The sequence below is a fragment of the Streptomyces sp. NPDC001970 genome (assembly GCF_053594115.1).
Genome location: NZ_JBSFDW010000105.1, coordinates 1 through 2,297, shown reverse-complemented (window position 1 = coordinate 2,297; position 2,297 = coordinate 1). Strand labels below are relative to the sequence as shown.

The 2,297-nt window shown below is 69.7% G+C and carries 2 protein-coding genes; both read left to right on the top strand.

Translation table 11 applies throughout. From position 1 onward, the window contains the following. Positions 1–110: 110 nt before the first annotated feature. The gene (istA, locus tag ACWCP0_RS42010; protein WP_451083969.1) at positions 111–1,376 is read left to right on the top strand and encodes an IS21 family transposase; all 1,266 of its coding nucleotides are present in this window, start codon (positions 111–113) and stop codon (positions 1,374–1,376) included. Next, on the top strand, positions 1,376–2,224 hold the full coding sequence (gene istB, locus ACWCP0_RS42005; protein ID WP_451083968.1) for an IS21-like element helper ATPase IstB: 849 nt from the start codon (positions 1,376–1,378) through the stop codon (positions 2,222–2,224). Before istA ends, istB begins: the two co-directional genes overlap by 1 nt. Positions 2,225–2,297: the final 73 nt, after the last annotated feature.

Genomic DNA, 2,297 nt, shown 5'->3' with positions numbered 1-2,297 from the left:
TCTCGGCAACGGGTGAAACGAGGGCCACGGACGGCGGATGAAAAGTGAGCCACTCTGCGATCTCTTGATCATCCTGACTTCACTGGTTCTGAAGTCGGGAGGAAGAGAGGGTGATCCACGTGGAGGACTGGGCTGAGATCCGCCGGATGCACCGGATGGAGGGGCTGTCGGCTCGGGCGGTGGCCCGTCAGCTGGGGATCTCCAGGAACACCGTGCTGCGGGCGCTGGGCTCGGACCGTCCGCCGCGGTATCGGCGGGCGCCGAAGGGCTCGGCGGTGGACGCGGTGGAGCCGGCCGTGCGGGAACTGCTGAAACAGACCCCGACGATGCCCGTCACGGTGATCGCGGAGCGGATCGGCTGGGAGCGGGGGCTGACGATCCTGCGGGAGCGGGTGCGTGAGCTGCGGCCGGCTTATCTGCCGGTGGACCCCGTCTCGCGGACGGTCTATGAGCCGGGTGAGCTCGCGCAGTGCGACCTGTGGTTCCCGCCCGTGGACATCCCGCTCGGTTACGGTCAGAGTGGGCGCCCGCCGGTGCTGGTCATCGTGTCCGGTTACTCGCGGGTGATCACGGCTCGGATGCTGCCCTCACGGCAGACGGGCGATCTGATCGACGCCCACTGGCGGCTGCTGACCGCCTGGGGAGCCGTGCCGAAGATGCTGGTCTGGGACAACGAAGCCGGAGTCGGCAAGGGACGCCTGACCAGCGAGTTCGCCGCGTTCGCGGGCCTGCTCGCCATCCGGGTGCATCTCTGCCGGCCCCGGGACCCGGAGGCGAAGGGCCTGGTCGAGCGCGCGAACGGCTACCTGGAGACCAGCTTCCTGCCCGGCCGCCTCTTCACCGGCCCGGACGACTTCAACACCCAGCTGACCGCCTGGCTGCAGATCGCCAACCGGCGCCATCACCGCTCGATCGACGCCCGGCCGGTCGATCGCTGGGAGAGCGACCGGGCGTCGATGCTCGCCATCCCGCCGGTCGGCCCGCCCCACTGGTGGCCGCTTCGCACCCGGCTGGGCCGCGACCACTACATCCGCGTTGACACCAACGACTACTCCGTCCACCCCCGCGCGATCGGCCACGTGGTCACGGTCCACGCCGACACCGAGGAGATCACCGTGATCTGCGGCGACGACCTGGTGGCCCGTCACACCCGCTGCTGGGCCAAGCATCAGAGCCTGACCGACCCTGAGCACGCCGCGACGGCTCGGAACCTGCGCGGTGAGGTGATCCACCAGCAGGCAGCCCGAGCGGCCACCGCCCGAGCCGCGGCCCTGGCCCCCGACAGCCTCGGCATCGAGGTCGAGCAACGCGAGCTGGGCACCTACGACCGCATGTTCACCCTCATCGAGGGCGGCGGCGGGAAGGAGGACACCTGATGGCCCGCACCACCGCTCCCACGAAAAGGCACCCCACGGCCGACGCGGGCAAGCCCGACGGCCCGGCCGCCCGGACGGGCCGGCAGACCGCCGCCGACCTGGCCTTCCTCGCCCGTGCCATGAAGGCCCCGGCCCTGCTGGACGCCGCCGAGCGCCTGGCCGAACGCGCCCGCACCGAATCGTGGACCCACACCGAGTACCTGGTCGCCTGCCTCCAGCGCGAGGTCTCCGCCCGCGACTCCCACGGCGGCGAGGGCCGCATCCGCGCCGCCCGCTTCCCCGCCATCAAGACCATTGAGGAGCTCGATCTCACTCATCTGCGTGGTCTGACGCGCCAACAACTCGCACACCTGGGAACATTGGACTTCATAGCGGCGAAAGAGAACGCCGTCTTCCTGGGACCGCCGGGCACCGGGAAAACCCACCTGGCCACCGGGCTCGCCGTCCGGGCCTGTCAGGCCGGCCACCGCGTTGCGTTCGCCACCGCCGCCCAGTGGGTCGACCGCCTCGCCGCCGCCCACCAGACCGGCCGGCTCCAGGACGAACTGGTCAAGCTCGGCCGCTACCCGCTGATCGTGATCGACGAGGTCGGCTACATCCCGTTCGAGGCCGAGGCCGCGAACCTGTTCTTCCAGCTCGTCTCGAACAGATACGAGAGAGCCAGCGTGATCGTCACCTCGAACAAGCCCTTCGGACGCTGGGGAGAGACCTTCGGCGACGAGACCGTCGCCGCCGCCATGATCGACCGACTCGTCCACCACGCCGAGGTCCACTCCCTCAAAGGCGAGTCCTACCGCATGAAGGGCCGCGAACTCGGCCGCGTCCCCACCGCCACCGACAACGACTGACGAACCACCGAGGCCGCACAATGGCTCACGATTGAACCGTTCGAACTGGTCCCAAATTCAGCCGTTGCCGACA